This is a genomic window from Streptomyces marinisediminis, from assembly GCF_026262575.1.
Classification (GTDB): domain Bacteria; phylum Actinomycetota; class Actinomycetes; order Streptomycetales; family Streptomycetaceae; genus Streptomyces; species Streptomyces marinisediminis.
Genome location: NZ_JAPKFL010000025.1, coordinates 13,360 through 29,400, shown reverse-complemented (window position 1 = coordinate 29,400; position 16,041 = coordinate 13,360). Strand labels below are relative to the sequence as shown.

General features: G+C 74.1%; 11 protein-coding genes and 1 pseudogene. 5 read left to right on the top strand and 7 right to left on the bottom strand.

Going from position 1 to position 16,041, the window contains the following annotated elements; all coding sequences use genetic code 11:
- Positions 1 to 45 precede the first annotated feature (45 nt).
- Entirely contained in the window at positions 46 to 1,323 is a 1,278-nt protein-coding gene (locus OSB71_RS19130; protein WP_265949625.1) for a SidA/IucD/PvdA family monooxygenase, read from the bottom strand.
- A gap of 673 nt (positions 1,324 to 1,996) precedes the next feature.
- Here OSB71_RS19130 and OSB71_RS19125 point away from each other — a divergent pair.
- From OSB71_RS19125 to OSB71_RS19110, 4 genes and pseudogenes are all read left to right on the top strand, one after another.
- Positions 1,997 to 2,989: a LacI family DNA-binding transcriptional regulator gene (locus OSB71_RS19125; protein ID WP_265949624.1), complete on the top strand. Its 993-nt coding sequence runs from the start codon at positions 1,997 to 1,999 to the stop codon at positions 2,987 to 2,989.
- A 56-nt stretch (positions 2,990 to 3,045) separates the two neighbouring features.
- Entirely contained in the window at positions 3,046 to 4,581 is a 1,536-nt protein-coding gene (locus OSB71_RS19120; RefSeq protein ID WP_265949622.1) for a sugar ABC transporter ATP-binding protein, read from the top strand.
- Positions 4,582 to 4,723: 142 nt separating this feature from the next.
- Positions 4,724 to 6,747: pseudogene (locus OSB71_RS19115) on the top strand (ABC transporter permease/substrate-binding protein).
- Between the two features lie 2 nt (positions 6,748 to 6,749).
- Positions 6,750 to 7,703 carry a ribokinase gene (locus tag OSB71_RS19110; protein WP_265949621.1) on the top strand — a complete coding sequence of 318 codons (954 nt, stop codon included), beginning with the start codon at positions 6,750 to 6,752 and terminating at the stop codon, positions 7,701 to 7,703.
- A 91-nt stretch (positions 7,704 to 7,794) separates the two neighbouring features.
- On the opposite strand, the gene OSB71_RS19105 is transcribed toward OSB71_RS19110, so the two are convergent.
- Complete coding sequence (locus OSB71_RS19105) at positions 7,795 to 9,237, bottom strand: S28 family serine protease (protein WP_265949620.1); 1,443 nt, start codon at positions 9,235 to 9,237, stop codon at positions 7,795 to 7,797.
- Between the two features lie 145 nt (positions 9,238 to 9,382).
- Between OSB71_RS19105 and OSB71_RS19100 the strand changes: the two genes are divergently transcribed.
- A complete protein-coding gene (locus OSB71_RS19100) occupies positions 9,383 to 9,910 on the top strand; it encodes an NUDIX hydrolase (protein WP_323055315.1) in 528 nt (175 codons plus the stop codon).
- A 62-nt stretch (positions 9,911 to 9,972) separates the two neighbouring features.
- Here OSB71_RS19100 and OSB71_RS19095 read toward each other — a convergent pair whose 3' ends face one another.
- The 5 genes from OSB71_RS19095 to OSB71_RS19075 all read right to left on the bottom strand — a co-directional run bounded on the left by OSB71_RS19095 (position 9,973) and on the right by OSB71_RS19075 (position 15,886).
- Positions 9,973 to 11,136, bottom strand: a complete 1,164-nt coding sequence (locus tag OSB71_RS19095; protein WP_265949618.1) for a S8 family peptidase — start codon at positions 11,134 to 11,136, stop codon at positions 9,973 to 9,975.
- 386 nt (positions 11,137 to 11,522) lie between these two features.
- Entirely contained in the window at positions 11,523 to 12,710 is a 1,188-nt protein-coding gene (locus tag OSB71_RS19090; RefSeq protein ID WP_265949616.1) for an ABC transporter ATP-binding protein, read from the bottom strand.
- 13 nt (positions 12,711 to 12,723) lie between these two features.
- Positions 12,724 to 13,566: a carbohydrate ABC transporter permease gene (locus OSB71_RS19085; protein WP_323055314.1), complete on the bottom strand. Its 843-nt coding sequence runs from the start codon at positions 13,564 to 13,566 to the stop codon at positions 12,724 to 12,726.
- The gene (locus tag OSB71_RS19080) at positions 13,566 to 14,504 is read right to left on the bottom strand and encodes a carbohydrate ABC transporter permease (protein WP_265949615.1); all 939 of its coding nucleotides are present in this window, start codon (positions 14,502 to 14,504) and stop codon (positions 13,566 to 13,568) included. The genes OSB71_RS19085 and OSB71_RS19080 overlap by 1 nt, the downstream gene beginning before the upstream one ends.
- Positions 14,501 to 15,886 carry an ABC transporter substrate-binding protein gene (locus OSB71_RS19075; protein WP_265949613.1) on the bottom strand — a complete coding sequence of 462 codons (1,386 nt, stop codon included), beginning with the start codon at positions 15,884 to 15,886 and terminating at the stop codon, positions 14,501 to 14,503. Before OSB71_RS19075 ends, OSB71_RS19080 begins: the two co-directional genes overlap by 4 nt.
- Between the last annotated feature and the right edge of the window lie 155 nt (positions 15,887 to 16,041).

Below are 16,041 nucleotides of genomic sequence, written 5' to 3'. Positions count from 1 at the left end.
ACTCCTTCGGTTCGCGACGCCTCCCGGCGCGCGGGAGGCGGGGGTTCAGGGGACGAGCACCTTGCTGACGCTGTCGGCGATCGCCGCGGCGCGCAGCGAGACGAGGCTGAAGGAGCCGGCGTCGCCCAGGCCGTGGGAGGTCTCGCACAGGCCGTTGAGGTAGATCGGCGGCAGCTCCGCGCCGGCGGCGGGCAGCAGCCGGTAGTCGCGGCCGACCCGGGCGTAGCGCGTGGGCGTGCGGCCCACGGAGCCGGCGACCCCGTCCAGCAGCGGGGGCAGGAACTGGGGCCCGTCCTCGTCGGTGAGGTCCAGCAGCCCGGTGGCGAGGACGACGAAGTCGGCGTCCAGCCGGGTCGTCTCCCCCACGTGCCGCTCGGTCAGCTCCAGGGCGATGCCGTCCTCGCGCGCGGTGACGCCGGTGACGTCGGTGTTGCGGCGGAGCTGGATCTGGTGGTCGCCGTCGAGCCGCTGCTCGTAGAGCCGGGTGTGGTAGGCGGTCAGGACGTCCATGTCGGCCGCCGAGTAGTTGGTGTAGCGCAGTTGCCGGTCCAGGTCGCGCTTGGACTCCGGCGAGGCGTCGTAGTAGTAGTCGACGAACTCCGGGAAGAACACCTCGCCGTTGAAGGGGCTGAGGTCCTTCTGCCGGTAGCCGAAGCCGCGCAGCACGTTGGTGACGCGGCTTCGGGGGAAGCGCTGCGCGGCGTCCAGGCTGACCTCGGCGGCGCCCTGGCTGCCGCCGATGACCGCGATGTGCGCCCCGGGGCGCTTTGCGATGCGCTCGACGTGCTCCAGGTACCGGACGTAGTGGAACACCCGGTCGTCGGCCAGCGCCTGGAACGCCGGGGGCACCAGCGGCGGCCGGCCGGGGGCCAGGACGACGGAGCGTGCGCGCAGCTCCCGCCCGTCCGCCAGGTGCACCGTGGCGCCGCGCTCGCCGTCCGGCGCGCTCACGCCCGCCACCGGGCACGCGTAGCGCACCTGGTCGTCGAAGTGCCGGGCGGCCCAGGTGACGTAGCGCGCGTAGTCCTTGCGCAGCGGGAAGGGGATGTTGAGGTTGAGGAAGTCGAAGAGCCGCCCCTCCACGTGCAGGAAGTTCAGGAAGCTGTAGCGGCTCTGCGGGTTGCGCGGTGAGACCAGGTCCCGCACCGGGTGGTGCTGGATGTCGGAGCCGCTCAGCAGCATGCCGCTCTGCCACCCGGGGGCGGCCCGGCTCTCCAGGAACACCGCCCGCACGTCGGGGTAGAGCTCCTCCAGCGCGACCGCGAGCGCGATGTTGGAGGGGCCGAAGCCGATCCCGATGACGTCGGCGTCAAAGTCTCCCATGGGTTCTCCCGTTCCTCGCAGGGCACTTGAGGAGTGCTCGACGGCGCGTCCAGCGGTCCGCACGCTACGGCGGCGCCCCCGCCCCGTCTTCACTCCCGCGTGGAGGGTGGCGCTCCATTTCCATGGCGGGGCGCCGCCCCGGCGCTCAACCGGAATGCCGACACCGCCCCGCCACTCCGCCACCCCGGTGGAGACGGGAACCACCCGGCCCCCGCGCACCCGGCCGCCGCCGTCCGCACCACCGCGACTCCGCCCCGCCCCCGCCGGGCGGCGTGGGCCACCCGGCGACCGACGCCCCGCGCCGCCCAGCGACCGGCCTTCGGCGACCAGGGCCTGCCGCCCGCACCCCACACCTCGCAGCCCGTGCACCGCGACGGCCCGGGGAACGGTGCCCACAGCCCACACCTCGCGGGCCAGGAGTCGAGGGCCGGTGCCTGCCGCCCCGGCCTCCCGTCCCCCGGCAGCCCCCGGCGCGACCGCCCGAGGCTCACCGCCGACCACCCACCGCCGACCACCCACCGTCCACCATCCACCGCGGCCGTCCGTCGACCGGTGGCACCCACATGCCCGCGTGGCCGCAAGTTGCCAGGTGGACAAGGGGACTTGCCCCGACGGATCGGCATGGGTTTCAATCCGCGTGTAATCGTTTCCACGACCCTGCGGAGGCCGGTCGGTGGCGGGCATCAAGGACGTCGCGGCGCGAGCGCGCGTCTCCGTGGCGACCGTGTCCCGGGTGCTGAACGGGCACCCGGCGGTGCGGCCCGGCACGCGCGAGCGGGTGCGCGCCGCGATCGACGAGCTGGGCTACCGCCCCAACGGCGTCGCCCGCTCGCTGCGCACCGACCACACCAGCACGCTCGGCCTCGTCGTCAGCGACGTGCTCAACCCGTTCTTCACCGCCCTCGCCCGGGCCGTGGAGGACGAGGCCCGGGCGCACGGGTACAGCGTGGTGTTCGGCAACGCCGACGAGCAGTCCGCGCTCCAGGACCACCACGTGCGCACGCTGCTGGAGCGCCGGATCGACGGGTTGCTGGTGAGCCCGACGGCCGACAGCGCCAGCCTGGTCACCGAGGTGGCGGGGTCGGGCGTGCCGATGGTGTTCGTCGACCGCTGGATCGCGGGCTGCCCCCGGGTGCCGGTGGTGCGCACGGACGGGCGGGCGGCCATCGCCGCCCTGGTGGACCACCTCCACCGGCTCGGGCACCGCCGACTGGCCGTCATCACCGGCCCGGCGACGACCACGACCGGCAACGAGCGCGCCGAGGCGTTCCTCGGCGCGCTGGCGGCCCACGGGCTGCCCGCCCCCGCCCACTACCGCGAGGAGGGCGACTTCCAGGCCGGGAGCGGACGCCGGGCCACCGCGCGCTTCCTGGACCTGCCCGAGCCGCCCGAGGCGATCTTCGCCACGGACAACCTGATGGCGCTCGGCGCGATGGACGAGATCCGCGCGCGCGGCCTGCGGGTGCCCGACGACGTGGCGCTGGCCGCCTTCGACGACATCCCGTGGTTTCTGCACACCGACCCGCCGGTGACCGCGATCGCGCAGCCCACCGAGGCGCTCGGGCACGGCGCGGTGCGCGCGCTGGTCGACCTGATCGAAGGCCGCCCGGCCACCTCCCTCACCCTGACCGCCGACCTCGTCCCCCGCCGCTCGTGCGGCGAGTAGCGACACGAGCGCCGCGCCCGGCACACGCACGCACCCACGCACGAAAGGGAACCCCGTTGACGCCCTCGGACCGCCGCAGCTCCGCCCCGATCGTGCGCGCCGAGGGCGTCACCAAGGCGTTCCCCGGCGTCGTCGCGCTGGACGGCGTGGACTTCGAGGTGCGCGCGGGTGAGGTGCACGTGCTGCTGGGCGAGAACGGCGCCGGGAAGAGCACCCTGATCCGGCTGCTGGCCGGCGCCCACCGGCCGGACCGCGGGCGGATCGTGGTGGACGGCCGACCGGTGCGCGTGCACGGGGCCCAGGACGCGGAGCGGCTCGGCATCGCCACCATCCACCAGGAGTTCCACCTCGTGCCGGACCTGACGGTGGCCGAGAACCTCTTCCTGGGCCGCCCGCCGCGCCGCTTCGGCCTGGTGGACCGGGCCCGGATGGAGGCCGACGCCGCCGACCTGCTGGCGCGCGTGGGCGTCAACGTCTCGCCGCGCGCCCGGCTGCGCGAACTGGGCGTGGCCCACCGGCAGATGGTGGAAATCGCCAAGGCGCTGAGCGTGCGCGCCCGGGTCCTGGTCATGGACGAGCCCACCGCCGTGCTGACCGGCGGCGAGGTGGAGCGGCTGTTCGCCATCGTGCGGCGGCTGCGCGCGGACGGCGTCGGCGTCGTCTTCATCACGCACAAGCTGGAGGAGGTCGCACAGCTCGGCGACCGGGTGACGGTGCTGCGCGACGGGCGCAGCGTCGCGCGGGTGCCGGCCGGCACCGACCGCGACGAGCTGGTGCGGCTCATGGTCGGCCGCAGCATCGAGGCCCAGTACCCCCGGGAGCGCGGCCCGGTCGACGCCGACGGGCCGCCGCTGCTGCGGGTGCGCGGGCTGCGGCGGGCCGGGGCCTTCGACGGGGTCGGCTTCGACGTGCGCGGCGGCGAGGTCGTGGGCCTGGCCGGGCTGGTGGGCGCGGGCCGCACGGAGGTGGTGCGCGCGGTCTTCGGCGCCGACGCCTACGACCACGGCAGCGTGCAGGTGCGCGGCGCCCCGCTCCCCGGGCACGACGTGGCCGCCTCGCTGGCGGCCGGGGTCGGCTTCGTCCCCGAGGACCGCAAGGGGCAGGGCCTGGTGCTGGGCGCCTCGGTGGGCGAGAACCTCGGCCTGGTGACGCTGCGCCGGGCCAGCCGGGGCGGCCTGGTGGACCGGGCGGGCCAGCGCCGGGCGGCGGCGGCGATGGCAGCCCGGCTCGGGGTGCGCATGGCGGGTCTCGACCAGCCCGCCCGCACCCTGTCCGGCGGCAACCAGCAGAAGGTGGCGATCGGCAAGTGGCTGCTGGCCGGCAGCCGTCTGCTGATCCTGGACGAGCCGACGCGCGGCGTCGACGTGGGCGCGAAGGTGGAGATCTACCGCCTGGTCAACGAGCTGACGGCGGCCGGGCACGGGGTGCTGATGGTCTCCAGCGACCTGCCGGAAGTGCTGGGGATGAGCGACCGGGTGCTGGTGATGTGCCGGGGCCGGCTGGCGGGCGAGCTGGCCGGGGACGCGGCCACGCAGGACGCCGTGATGGCGCTGGCCGTGGGCTCCGCGCGCCCGGCCGACCTGGCGCGCTGACACCGCGGCCCCGCGGCCCTCGGCGCCGGGACCTCCGGCGCCGGACCGACCGGGCGACCGGGCGACCGGGCGCCGGCGAACACGGCGAGCACGGCGCCGACGAGTACGAGACCACGGAACGACGAGACGACTGGGAGAGCACGTGGCCACCGATACCAAGGGCAGCAGCACGGCGGAGCCCGGGCCGGGCCGCCGGCTGCCGGGCGGGGTGCCGCCGGTGGTGCGGCGGGTGTTCCGGGACAACGGGGCGCTGGGCGCGCTGCTGGCACTCGTCGCGGTGCTGGCCCTGCTGTCACCGGACTTCCTGACCACCCGCAACCTGATGAACGTCGGCGCGCAGGCGGCGGTCGTGGCGGTGCTGGCGTTCGGCGTCACCTTCGTCATCGTCTCGGCCGGCATCGACCTGTCGGTCGGCTCGGTGGCCGCGCTGTCGGCGATGGTGCTGGCGTGGACGGCGACGTCGCAGGGGCTGCCGGTGTGGCTGGCGGTGCTGTGCGCGCTGGTCACGGGGCTGGCGTGCGGGCTGGTCAACGGGGTGCTGGTCGCCCACGGCCGGCTGCCGTCGTTCATCGCCACGCTGGCGATGCTGTCGGTCGCGCGCGGTCTGGGGCTGGTCATCTCCCAGGGCAGCCCGATCGCCTTCCCCGACCCGCTGGCGTTCCTCGGCCGCAACCTGGGTGACTGGCTGCCGGTGCCGGTGCTGGTGATGCTGGCGATGGCCGCCGTCGCCGCCGTCGTGCTGAACCTGACCTACAGCGGGCGGGCGATGTACGCGATCGGGGGCAACGAGGAGGCGGCGCGGCTGTCGGGCATCCGGGTCTCCCGGCAGAAGCTGGTCGTCTACGGCCTCTCCGGGGTCTTCGCGGCCGTCGCGGGCATCGTGCTCGCCTCGCGGCTGGTGTCCGCGCAGCCGCAGGCCGCCTTCGGCTACGAGCTGGACGCGATCGCCGCCTGCGTCATCGGCGGCGCCAGCCTCTCGGGCGGCGTGGGCCGCGCCTCGGGCACGCTGATCGGCGCGCTGATCCTGGCCGTGCTGCGCAACGGACTCAACCTGCTGAACGTGTCGGCCTTTTGGCAGCAGGTGGCGATCGGGGCGGTTATCGCGCTCGCGGCGCTTCTCGATACACTCCGTCGCCGTACATGATCGATCCGTACGGTCCACCGATCGTCTTCCGACACCGCACGTCCCTCTTTACCCCGCCGTCGACTGCGAGGAATGCAGCAATGCGCACGAAGAGAACGTCCCTCACCCTCACCGCCACCCTGCTCGCCCTGACGGTCGCCGCCACCGGCTGCGGCACCGAATCGGGGGCGGCCGCCGGTGACGACCGGATCGAGATAGGCATGTCCGTCTCGACCCTGAACAACCCCTTCTTCGTCGAGCTGAAGAAGGGCGCGGAGCAGGAGGCGGAGGCGAGCGAGATCGACCTGACGGTCACCGACGCGCAGAACGACGCCAACACCCAGGCCAACCAGCTCCAGAACTTCACCAGCCAGAACATGGACACGGTGATCATCAACCCGGTGGACTCCGACGCCGCCGGGCCCTCGGTGGAGGCGGCCGGCAACGCGGGCATCCCCGTCGTCGCGGCCGACCGCGCGGTCAACGGCGCCGAGGTGGTCACCACCGTCGCCTCCGACAACGTGCAGGGCGGCGAGCTGGCGGCCGAGAAGCTGGCCGAGGAGATGGGCGAGCGGGGCACCGTGGTCGTGCTGCGCGGCATCGCCGGCACCTCCGCCTCCCGGGAGCGCGGCGAGGGCTTCGAGAAGGGCATCGCGCAGTACCCGGACATCGAGGTCGTCGCCAGCCAGCCGGCGGACTTCGACCGCACCGAGGGCCTCGACGTCATGACCAATCTGCTCCAGGCGCACCCGGACGTCACCGGCGTCTTCGCGGAGAACGACGAGATGGCGCTCGGCGCCGTCCAGGCGCTGGGCGACCGGGCGGGCGACACCGTGACCGTCGTCGGCTTCGACGGCACTCCCGACGGGCTGAAGGCCGTGCAGGAGGGCACGCTGGCCGCCACCGTCGCCCAGCAGCCCGACGAGCTCGGCCGGATGTCCGTGCGCAACGCCGTCCGGATCGCCCGCGACGAGGACGTGGACGCGGAGATCAAGGTGCCGGTGAAGGTCGTGACGGAGGAGAACGCGAAGGCGTTCCTGTAACGATGACCACTCATCCGGCCCCTCCGGCTCACCCCGCTCGCCCGCACCCCGAGGTCCTGGTCGTCGGCTCGGCCAACGCCGACCTGGTGACCGGCGTCGAGCGCCACCCCGCGCCCGGCGAGACCGTGCTCGGCTCCGACCTCGCCGTCCACCCCGGCGGCAAGGGCGCCAACCAGGCCGTCGCCGCCGCCCGGCTGGGCGCGGCGACGGGCCTGCTCGCCCGGGTGGGCGACGACGCGCACGGGCGGCTGCTCACCGCGTCGCTGCGGGAGGCGGGCGTGGCCACCGGGTGGCTGCTGACCAGCCGCACGGCGCCCACCGGCGTCGCGCTCATCGCGGTGGACGCGGGGGGCGCCAACACCATCGTCGTCTCCCCCGGGGCGAACGCGCGGCTGACCCCGGCCGACGTGGCGGCGGCCGGGGAGGCGCTGGCCGCCGCGTCCGTGGTCTCGCTCCAGCTCGAAGTGGCGCTGGAGACGGTGTCCGCCGCCGCGGCCGCCGCCGCGGCCGCCGGGACGCGGGTGGTGCTCAACGCCTCGCCGCCCGCCGCGCTGCCGCCCGAGGTGCTGGCGGCCTGCGACCCGCTGGTCGTCAACGAACACGAGGCCCGGCTGCTGCTCGCCGGCGAGAGCGGCGCGGGCGGCGAGCGCGGCGGGGACCCGGCCGGGTGGGCCGACGGCCTGCGCCGCCTGGGCCCGCGCAGCGTCGTCGTCACCCTCGGCGCGGGCGGTGCGCTGGCCGCGTCCGCCGAGGGCACCGCGCACGTGCCGGCGCCCGCCGTGGTGGCCGTGGACTCCACCGGCGCGGGGGACGCGTTCACCGGTGCGCTCGCCTGGCGGCTGGCGCGCGGCGACACCCTCGCGGACGCCGTGCGCCTGGCCGTGCGCGTCGGCGCGCTGACCGTCACCCGGGCCGGCGCGCAGCCCAGCTTCCCCACCGCCGCCGATTTGGACTGAGCCGGGGCGGGCGGCCCCGGCGCCGCGCGGTGCGCGCGCCGGGGCCGCCCGCCCCGGTGCCTACGCGGGGCTCCCGGTGCCTACGCGGGGCTCAGGGCAGCAGCCCGGGCGTCCGCGTGACCATCGGCTGGTCGAGGGCCGCGTCGTAGGGGGCGAGGGCGCCCGGCAGCGCGGTGTCCGCCCCGGCCGCCCGCGCGGTGGCGGCGCGCTCACCGGCGACACCGGCCCAGCGGAGCACGGCGGCGGTGGCGTCCGCCCGCTCGTCCGGCGTCAACTGGGCGATGTTCGCCCCGTGGTTGGCGCCCGGTGCGACGAGGACGTGCGTGTCGCGGGTGTGCCGGCCCACTCGGAACGGCTCCGCGCCCCAGGGGTCGTTCTCGCCGTTGACGAAGAGCATCTCGGAGGAGCGGGTGCGCACCCAGCGGTCGATGTCCCGCATCGCGTGCCGGTCGAAGCGCGGCAGGTCGATCTCGTCGGGCACGGCGTGCCGGGGGTGCTGGACGCCGGGGTGGCGCAGCAGTCCCCGCAGGTGCGGGGTGGCCACGGACGGGAAGCCCAGCTCGGTGGCGGCCTGGTAGTAGTACGGGGTGTACCCGGAGATGCCCTGGTCGGTGTAGAAGGCCAGGCCGGAGATCCGGTCCAGGTAGGCGTACAGCTCGTCGGCGGAGGCGCCGGGGCCGGGCGCCTGGTCGCACGCCGCCTCGTCCTGGTACTGGAAGAACGCCCACGCCACGTCGAGCACGGCCACCTCGAACGCGCGGTCGGCGGAGCCGTACAGGTCGAAGGTGTAGCCCTCCGCGCGCGCCAGCCGCTCGTAGCGGTCGACGAGTTCGCCGCGCCGCTGGAGTGCCTGCCGCTGCACGCCTTCCAGCCGCGTGCGGCACGCCTCGGTGGAGACGGTGGCGAAGAACCGGTCGTAGGCCCGGTCGTCGCGGATGTCGGTGTTGTTGGGCGCGACGTAGGCGACGGTGCCGTCCATGTCGTGCGGGTAGAACCGGCGGTAGTAGGTGGCCGTCATGCCGCCCTTGCTGCCGCCGGTGGCCAGCCAGTTGCGGTCGTAGATGCCGCGCAGCGCGGTGAACAGGCGGTGCTGGTCGCTGGCGGCCTGCCAGATGTCCAGCTTCGACCAGTCGGCCGGCTCGGGCCGGGACGGGGTGAAGAACCGGTACTCCATGGACACCTGGTTGGCGTCCGCGATCCGCGTCGGCTCGCTGCGGGCGGGGTTGGTGTTGAGCCCGTAGCCGGAGGTGTAGAACACCGTGGGCCGGTCGTCGGACTTGTGCAGCACCGAGACGCGCTGCTCGAACGTCCCCCGCCAGGGCCGCCGGTGGTCGACGGGCTGCTCGTAGCTGAGGACGAAGAAGCGGTAGCCGTCCACCGGCTTCTCCGCCACCAGCTCCATTCCGTCGATGGCCAGCAGCCGGTCCTCGATGTCGGCCTCGGCCGCGGTGGCGGCCCCTCCCGACGCCGTGCCGACCGCGACCGTGCCGATCAGCACGGTCAGGGCCAGCACCCATCTGAGCACTGCGCGCATGTGCGAACTCCCCAGAACTGTCCGATAAGAAGGTCGCCGCAACCTACCGACTCCCGCCCCGCCACCGCCATCCCCCCTCGCCCGCCCGGCCACACGGCGAGCGCGGGCCACGGCGCCGGGCCGCCCGCGCGCGTAGGCTGCGGGCATGGACGAGGCGCTGGTGACCGGGCCGCTGGACATGGCGCTGCTGGCCTTCGAGCGCGCCGCGCCGGGCACGGCGGAGGACGCCGAGGGAGCCGCAGGGGCCGCGGGAGCCGAAGGAGCGGAGGGGGCAGCGTACGTCCTGGTGGTGCTGCGCCACCGGGGCCGCCTGCTGCTGGTGCGCGTACGCCGCCGCGGCTGCTGGGAGTTGCCGGGCGGCAAGATCGAACCCGGCGAGAGTCCGCGCGAGGCGGCCGTGCGGGAGCTGCGGGAGGAGACGGGGCAGTGCCTGCCGGCGCGGGCGCTCGTGCTCGCCGGGTACGCGACGACGTCGATCGGCCCGGGGCGGCGGGTGTTGCGCGGGGCGGTGTTCACCGGCACCACCGGGCGTCCGGAGGCGTTCACGCCCACCGAGGAGATCGCCGCGACGTGCTGGTGGGACGGCGTCGCGCACCTGCCGGACGGGGCCGTGCAGACGGTGGACACTTACCTGGCCGAGCTGGTCGCCGGCCCCGTGCGCCCGGAGCCGTGAACGCCGGGCGTCCCCCGCTCCGGTGGCTGGAGCGGGGGACGCGGGTCGGGCGTCGGTCCGGATCAGAGGGTGGACTTGTACAGCAGGCGGTTCGGCGTGCCGGCCGGGTTGCTGATCACGTTGGTCGTGGCGTTGCTGATCAGCCAGTTGTTGATGGTCGAGGACGAGGCGTCACCGCGGCTGCCCTTGTAGAGAGCGGCGACCCCGGCCACGTGCGGGGAGGCCATGGAGGTGCCGCTGAGCTGGGTGGTGCCGCCGCCCATGCGGGTGGAGGTGATGGACACGCCCGGCGCGTACAGGTCCGTGCAGCGGCCGTAGTTGCTGAAGGAGGCCTTGCGGTCGGAGCTGTCGGAGGCGGCGATGCTGATGACGCCGCGGGCGCTGGCGGGCGAGTAGTTGCAGGCGTCGGCGTTGCTGTTGCCGGCCGCGACGGCGAGGAAGACGCCGGAGTTGTTCAGCGCGGAGGCGGCGTTGTTGACAGCCGAGGAGTAGCCGCCGCCCAGGGAGGCGTTCGCGACGGCGGGCTTGACCGCGTTCTCGCGCACCCAGTCGAAGCCGGCGATGATCCCGGAGTAGGAGCCGCTGCCCTGGCAGTTCAGGACGCGCACGCCGCGCAGCTCGACGTTCTTGGCGACGCCGTAGGTCTTGCCGCCCACGGTGCCCGCCACGTGCGTGCCGTGGCCGTTGCAGTCGCGGCCGTTGCCGCCGAAGGCGTCGAAGACGTTGCGGGCCCGGTTGCCGAAGTCCGGGTGGCTGGTGTCGATGCCGGTGTCGATGATGTAGGCGGTGACGCGGGAGCCGTCGTTGTTGTAGGTGTAGGTGCCGTCCAGCGGGCGGTTGCGCTGGTCGATGCGGTCCAGGCCCCAGGTGGCGTTGTGCTGGGTGGCCGAGGCCGTGATCTTCTGGTCCTCCTCGATGGCCTGGACGGCCGGGTGGCTGCGCAGCTTCGCGAGCTGGCCGTCCGACAGTTCGGCGGAGAACCCGTTGAGCACGTCCTCGTAGACGTGGCCGGTGTCGATGCCGGCCTTCTCCGCCAGGCCCTTGGCGGACGCGCCGGGCTTGAGGGTGACGATGTAGGAGCCGTCGATGGCCCGGTGGTCGGGGGCCTGCTCGACGGACACCAGGCGGGGCGGGGCGGCCTGGTCGGCGGCGAGGGCGGTGCCGGCGGCCGGTACCAGTGCGGTGGGCACGGCCAGCAGCAGGGCAAGGAGGTGAGAGCGCTTCATGGCGCGGCGATCCTTCCGATCGGACGTGGGGGGTCCGTCCCGCGCCCGGCGCACAGGCCGGACGGGGAACGCGCGCCCGCGGCCGTCGGGCGTGGTCGGTGCCCGGAGCCGCGGTGGCAGACGCAAGCTTCCACCCGCCGCCCGCGGCAGAACAATCCGTAATGCACTAGGTAGGGCTACGCGTTCACCCGGCCCGCCCCCGGGCGTCCGCGCCCGCGTCTCCGGCTCCGCCGCCCCCGCGCCCGCGTGCGCCCGCCCCCGTGCGCGTGCCCGCCTGCGCACGCGTCCTCGCGCACGCCCCCGCGCCCCCGCGCCCCCGCGCACGCCGGACGGCGGCCCCGGTCCGGTGCCGGGGCCGCCGCCGGGCCGCGCGGAACGCCCCCGGGTCAGCGCTCGCCGGTGAGGTGGGTGCCCTCGGCGGGGTCGAAGAGCAGCACCCGGTCCGGGTCGCACCACACCGTCAGCTCGGCGCCCTCGCGGGCCCGGGTGTCGGCCGAGAGCCGGGTGACGAGGGCGGCGCCGGGGCCCCCGGCGGGCACGTCGGCGGAGCCGGTGACGGCGGCGAGGTCCGCGAGCTGCCGGGAGCTGGCGCGCTCGCCCTCCAGCGGGAAGTGGGCGTACTTCTCCGAGCCGAGCGACTCCAGGACGTCGACGACGGCGGTGTAGCACAGGCCCTCGGCGCGGCGGTGCTCGTCGACGAGCGCCGCGTCCTCGAAGTGTTCCGGGCGCACCCCGGCGATGAGCTGGCGCGGCGCGTCGGCGTCCGCCAGCAGCCGCCGCACCCGGTCGGTGAGCGGGAGGTCGCCGATCGGGGTGGCCAGCGCGCCGTCCTGGACGGTGGCGGGCAGGAAGTTCATCGACGGCGAGCCGATGAAGCCGGCCACGAAGAGGTTCGCGGGCCGCTCGTACAGGTGCTGGGGCGGGCCGATCTGCTGCACGTGCCCGGCCTGGAGGACGACGATGCGGTCGCCGAGCGTCATGGCCTCGGTCTGGTCGTGGGTGACGTAGACGGTGGTGGTGCCCAGCCGCTTCTGCAACCGGGACAGGGCGGTGCGCATCTGGCCGCGCAGCTTGGCGTCGAGGTTGGACAGCGGCTCGTCCATCAGGAACGCCTTGGGGCTGCGCACGATGGCCCGGCCCATCGCGACGCGCTGGCGCTGGCCGCCGGAGAGGTGGGCGGGCCTGCGGTCCAGGTGCTCGGTCAGGTCCAGGACGCGGGCGGTGTCCTCGACCTTGGCCCGCACCGTGGCCTCCGGGGCCTTCGCCAGCCGCAGCGGGAAGGCCATGTTCTCGCGCACCGACATGTGCGGGTAGAGCGCGTAGGACTGGAACACCATGGCGATGTCGCGGTCCTTGGGCGCGCGCTCGTTCATCCGCTCGCCGTCGATGCGCAGCTCGCCGTCCGTGATGTCCTCCAGCCCCGCGACCATGTTGAGCGTGGTGGACTTCCCGCACCCCGAGGGGCCGACGAGGATGACGAACTCGCCGTCGGCGACGGTGAGGTGCACCTCGGAGACGGCCTGCGCGCCGTCGGGGAAGCGCTTGGACACCCCGTCGAGGATGATCTCGGCCATACCAGTTCCTCCGCTAACCCTTGACGGCGCCGGACGTCAGCCCCGCGACGATGCGGCGCTGGAAGAGGAGCACGAACACCACGATCGGGACGGTGATGACCACGGCCGCGGCGGAGATCGTGCCGGTCGGGTCCTCGAACTGGGAGGACCCGGTGAAGAACGACAGCGCCGCGGGGACGGTGCGCGACGCCTCCGAGGACGTCAGCGAGATCGCGAACAGGAAGTCGTTCCAGCAGAAGATGAACACCAGGATCGCGGTGGTGAACACCCCGGGGGCGGCCAGCGGCGCGATCACCTTGCGGAACGCCTGCGCCGGGGTGGCGCCGTCCATCTTCGCGGCCTTCTCCAGCTCCCAGGGGATCTCCCGGAAGAAGGCGGACAGGGTGTAGATCGCCAGCGGCAGCGCGAAGGTGATGTAGGGCAGGATCAGGCCGGGCCAGGTGTCGAACAGGCCGAGCGCCCGCTCGATGGTGAACAGCGGGGTGACGAGCGAGATCTGCGGGAACATCGCGATGAGCAGCGACACCCCGATCAGCGCCCGCTTGCCGGGGAAGTCCAGCCGGGCGACGGCGTAGGCGGCCATCGTGGCCAGCACGACCGCGATGAACGTCGCGATGAGCGCGATGCCGATGGAGTTGACCAGGGCGCGCAGGAAGGCGTCGGTGCGGAAGATGTCCGCGTAGTGGGCGAGCGTCCACTCGCGCGGGACGAAGTGGCCGTCGGTCATCGTCTCCCGCGTCTTGAACGACAGCGAGGCGATCCACAGCACCGGCGTCAGGGCGTAGACGACGACCACGGTGTTGACGAACGCCCACGCCGCCTTGCGCCGCCCCACCGGGACGTTGGACAGGGACATCAGCGCCCACCTCCGCGCGCGTCGCCGCCGGGTGCGGCCGTGCCGAACAGCTTGACGAAGACGAACGCGATGGCGGCGACCGCGAGGAAGATGAGCACCGACATGGTCGAGCCGATGCCCAGGTTCAGCCCTCTGATGAGGTTGCTGTAGGTGATCATCGAGACGGACGAGGTGTCGTTGGCGCCCGCGGTGAGGATGAAGATGTTGTCGAACACCCGGAACGCGTCCAGGGTGCGGAACAGCAGCGCGACCAGGATGGCCGGTTTCATCACCGGCAGCGTCACCTTCACGAAGCGCTGCCAGGCCCCGGCGCCGTCCACGGCGGCGGCGCGCAGCAGGTCGTCGGGGACGAGGGCCAGGCCCGCCATGAGGAGCAGCGCCATGAACGGGGTCGTCTTCCACACTTCGGCGAGGATGATGATGGCCAGCGAGCCGGCCCGCTCGGTCAGCGGGGCCGAGCCCGGTGCGACCGTCTCCGCGAGGTAGCCGGTGCCCGGCGTCCAGGCGTAGAACCAGGAGAAGGCGGCGACGACGGTGACGATGCCGTACGGGACCAGCGTCACCGTGCGCACCAGGCCGCGGGCGAGCAGCGTGCGGTGCATGGTGACGGCCAGCGCCATGCCCAGCACCAGTTCGATGGCGACGGAGACGACGGTGATGAGCACCGTGACGCCGAACGCCGTCCACCAGTAGGAGTTGGTGAGCACCACGGCGTAGTTGGCCAGCCCGACGAACTCCTGCTCGGCCGGGAAGCGCAGGTCGTAGCGGTGCAGGGAGAGCCATACGGAGTACAGGATCGGGTAGCCGGTGACGGCCACCATCACCAGGGCGGCCGGGGCGCACAGCAGCCAGCCGAGCCGGCGTTCGGCCTTGCGGCCCTCGCTGCGGGGCGCCCGGGGCCGTGCCGCGGGACGGGGCTCCGCGGGGGCCGCGGTCACGGCAGCACCCCTTGCGACTTCAGGGCCGCGTCGAGCTCGCGGCGCAGCGTGTCGGCCGTCCGCTGCGGGTCGATGGCCGACGGGGGCGAGAGGATCTCGGCCGTGACGGCGGACAGGTTCTGGTACACCGGGGTCAGCGGTCGCACGGCGGCGTCCTCCAGGGCGGCGCGGATGGTGTCCTTGGGCGGGTACTGGCTGCCCATCGTCGGGTTGGTCTCCGGATCGGCGGGCCGGTCCGGGTCCAACGGGGTGTCGTCCTCGTAGACGGACGCGATGCTCGGCGGCAGCCCGGAGCGCAGCGCCTGGAACTTCTGGCTCTGCGCGCTGCGCAGGCACAGCGTGGCGTCGAACGCCTCGTCCTGGTGGCGCGAGTAGGTGCTCACGGCCAGGTTGTAGCCGCCGACGGTCACCCGGGACTCCTCGCCCGCCCGGAAGGAGGGGTAGCGGGCCCACCGCAGGTGCTCCACCTCCTCCGGCTTCTCCTGCGCGTAGGAGGCGTAGACGAAGGGCCAGTTGAACTGGAACGCGCCCCGGCCGCTCTGGAAGGCGAGGCGCACCTGGTCCTCCTGCATGTTGGTCAGCGAGGGGCTGGTGACGCCCGAGGTGGCGATCTCCTTGAGCAGCCGCAGGGCCTCCACGACGCCCTCGTCGACGACGGCCTCGGTGCCCTCCTCGTTCAGCAGGCGGCCGCCCGCGGACGCGACCAGGCTGTTGAAGAAGACGACCAGGCCCTCGTACTGGGCGCCGGTGAACAGCAGGTCGTGCGGCTTGCCCGCCGCGCGCAGCCGTTCGGCCGCGGCGATGGCCTCCGCCCAGGTGCGCGGCGGCTCGGGGGTGAGCCGCTCGTCGTACCACAGGAGCTGCACGTTGGTGTTCTTCGGCGCCGCGTAGACCTTCTCCCGCCACACGGCCGTCCGCAGCGGCCCGGGCAGCACGTCGCGGGTGGCGGCCTCGCGGCGCTCGCCCGTCCACTCCCGGACCCACCCGGCCTCGGCGAACTCCGGCACCCAGGTGACGTCCAGGCCGAGGACGTCCATGCCCGCGTCCTCGGCCGCCAGCCGGCGCACCATCTGCTCGCGCTGCCCGTCCGCGTCGCGCGGGAGCTGGTGGTAGACGATGCGGTAGCGGCCGCCGGCCTCGCGGTTGCACCGGTCCACGACCGCCTGGAGGTTCTCCTCCGGCGCGGTGAAGAGGTTCACGGTGACCTCGCCGTCCCCGCTCGCCCCGCCCCCGCCGCACGCGGCGAGCAGCAGCGCCAGCGCGCAGCTCCCGGCGGCGGCGCTCCGGCCGCGTCTCGGCCGGCCGCGTCGCCACCGGTGCCGCCGCGGCGGCTCGCGGTCCGGCGGCCGGTCGGTCCCGGTCGCGTCCCACGCTGTGACCATCCACGCCCTCCTCAGCCGCACGTCTGGCCGACGATCCGGCCGAAAGGGATCATCCGGTCATTTCGGCCACCGCCGATGCCAGCACACTGATCCCCTTTCTGCCACGCGTCAAGCGCGCTACACCTGTGCCTCCGGACGGGTGGTGTGGAGCACGA

What these genes read in the sequence shown, in the direction of transcription:
- OSB71_RS19105 (WP_265949620.1), bottom strand. Translation starts at nt 9,237, where the DNA reads ATGCGCGCAGTGCTCAGATGGGTGCTGGCCCTGACCGTGCTGATCGGC.
- OSB71_RS19090 (WP_265949616.1), bottom strand. Translation starts at nt 12,710, where the DNA reads ATGGCCGAGATCATCCTCGACGGGGTGTCCAAGCGCTTCCCCGACGGC.
- OSB71_RS19100 (WP_323055315.1), top strand. Translation starts at nt 9,383, where the DNA reads ATGGACGAGGCGCTGGTGACCGGGCCGCTGGACATGGCGCTGCTGGCC.
- OSB71_RS19130 (WP_265949625.1), bottom strand. Translation starts at nt 1,323, where the DNA reads ATGGGAGACTTTGACGCCGACGTCATCGGGATCGGCTTCGGCCCCTCC.
- OSB71_RS19085 (WP_323055314.1), bottom strand. Translation starts at nt 13,566, where the DNA reads ATGTCCCTGTCCAACGTCCCGGTGGGGCGGCGCAAGGCGGCGTGGGCG.
- OSB71_RS19095 (WP_265949618.1), bottom strand. Translation starts at nt 11,136, where the DNA reads ATGAAGCGCTCTCACCTCCTTGCCCTGCTGCTGGCCGTGCCCACCGCA.
- OSB71_RS19075 (WP_265949613.1), bottom strand. Translation starts at nt 15,886, where the DNA reads ATGGTCACAGCGTGGGACGCGACCGGGACCGACCGGCCGCCGGACCGC.
- OSB71_RS19110 (WP_265949621.1), top strand. Translation starts at nt 6,750, where the DNA reads ATGACCACTCATCCGGCCCCTCCGGCTCACCCCGCTCGCCCGCACCCC.